This is a genomic window from Chamaesiphon sp. VAR_69_metabat_338, assembly GCF_031423935.1.
Taxonomy (GTDB): Bacteria; Cyanobacteriota; Cyanobacteriia; order Cyanobacteriales; family Chamaesiphonaceae; genus Chamaesiphon.
Genome location: NZ_JANPGM010000193.1, coordinates 1 through 1706, shown reverse-complemented (window position 1 = coordinate 1706; position 1706 = coordinate 1). Strand labels below are relative to the sequence as shown.

The window sequence follows — 1706 nt, the reverse complement described above, 5'->3', positions numbered from 1 at the left end:
CATGACGATTGGGATGGTCTTTACGATCCAAGTGGCACGAGAATTTATTAATTTTGGTGCCCAACAATTAGTCGGCGGCGTGTTGGCAATTGCCCTGACGCGCGAACTCGCGCCCGTCCTGACCGCTGTAGTGCTTGCTGGTCGCGTTGGCTCGGCTTTTGCTGCCGAAATCGGCACGATGAAAGTCAGCGAACAAATCGACGCTCTGTATATTCTCAAAACCGATCCGATCGATTATCTGGTGATTCCCCGCGTGGTGGCTTGCTGTATCATGCTGCCCCTGCTCACTATTTTATCGATCGTGACGGGGATGTTGGGTGGACTGTTAGTGGCAACTAGTGTGTTTGGGTTGACTGCCCAAAACTTTCTAGAATCAGCGCAAAAATTGTTGAAAGGGTGGGATATTTGTAGTGCCCCAATTAAAGCAGTGTGTTTCGGTGCCTTAATCGCGATCATTGGCTGCAATTGGGGTTTAACGACGACTGGTGGTGCTAAAGGTGTCGGTCAATCGACAACTACGGCGGTGGTGACTTCTTTGCTGGCGATTTTTATCTCTAATTTTTTCCTCTCGTGGGTAATGTTTCAGGGATCGGGTAGTGCTTTGTCGAAGTCTTTCTAAAGCGGGGAGCGGGGGAGCGGGGAGAAAATAAAGATTCTAATTTCCTCGCAAGATTGTCTCGATGAGATTATTTGCCCAACCTTGATAGTTGCCACCAAATAAATTGTAATGATTGAGAATATGATAAAGATCGTATAAAACTTTGCGGGTTGAATAGTCGGGATCTAGAGGGTAAACATCTGTATATCCTTGATAAAAAGCGTTAGGAAAACCACCAAATAGTGCAGTCATCGCGATATCGACTTCTCGATCGCCCCAGTAGGTAGCAGGATCGAAGATCGCAGGCAGACCCGCAGTTGTGAAACTAGCATTGCCACTCCACAGATCGCCATGTACTAGTGAGGGCTGAGGATGATAGTTAGCTAGAAACTCAGGAATTTTTGCGAGTAATTGTGCCGCTTTGGGAAAATTACCGCCTTTTTTTTGAGCGAGTTCTAATTGATAGCCAATCCGATGATGAGTGAAAAATGTCGCCCAATCTCGTTCCCAAGGATTAATTTGGGGCGTCGAGCCGATCGTGTTATCAGTATGCCAACCAAATTGGCGGTTGGGACTAATCTGACATTGATGCATCGCCGCTAGCTTACGACCCATTTCCCCCCAATTTTCACGTCTGAGGTTGGAAGTTAAATCTAGATGTTCTAGAACTAAATAGCTACGATCTTCGGCAATACCCCAACAGATAGGGAGTGGGACTTTAATTGTGTTTGTTGCCGCTATTTCTGATAACCCCCGAGCTTCAGCCGCAAACATGTCAATTAGAGACGATCGATTGAGCTTCACAAAATATCGCTCTCGATTCTCTGTGGGAGAGGCTCCGCCAGCGTTGCTCACTATATATGTTTGATTGATACAGCCACCATCGATCGACTGGCGATCGCCAATCTCAAAGTGTGTACCTGTCGCCTGACTGATTTGCGCCGCAATTTCATTCCACATCTTAATGCTGCTCTCGCCATGCTTGAATTCGCTCGGTGACATAGTCATTAGCATAACTCGCCCAGATCCTCACATTCTTGGCAAATCTCTGGGATTTAGCAGGCATTGTATTTGTAAAGACGCGGATTTTGGCTTTAGCGGTATTGAG

The 1706-nt window shown here is 46.7% G+C and carries 2 protein-coding genes; one reads left to right on the top strand and one right to left on the bottom strand.

Translation table 11 applies throughout. From position 1 onward, the window contains the following. On the top strand, positions 1 to 619 hold a 619-nt coding region (locus RMO84_RS05680; RefSeq protein ID WP_310487505.1), incomplete at its 5' end, for an MlaE family lipid ABC transporter permease subunit. Between the two features lie 36 nt (positions 620 to 655). Here RMO84_RS05680 and RMO84_RS05675 read toward each other — a convergent pair. After that, positions 656 to 1558 (bottom strand): fructosamine kinase family protein, encoded by a 903-nt coding sequence (locus RMO84_RS05675; RefSeq protein WP_310487504.1) that lies wholly within the window; start codon positions 1556 to 1558, stop codon positions 656 to 658. Positions 1559 to 1706: the final 148 nt, after the last annotated feature.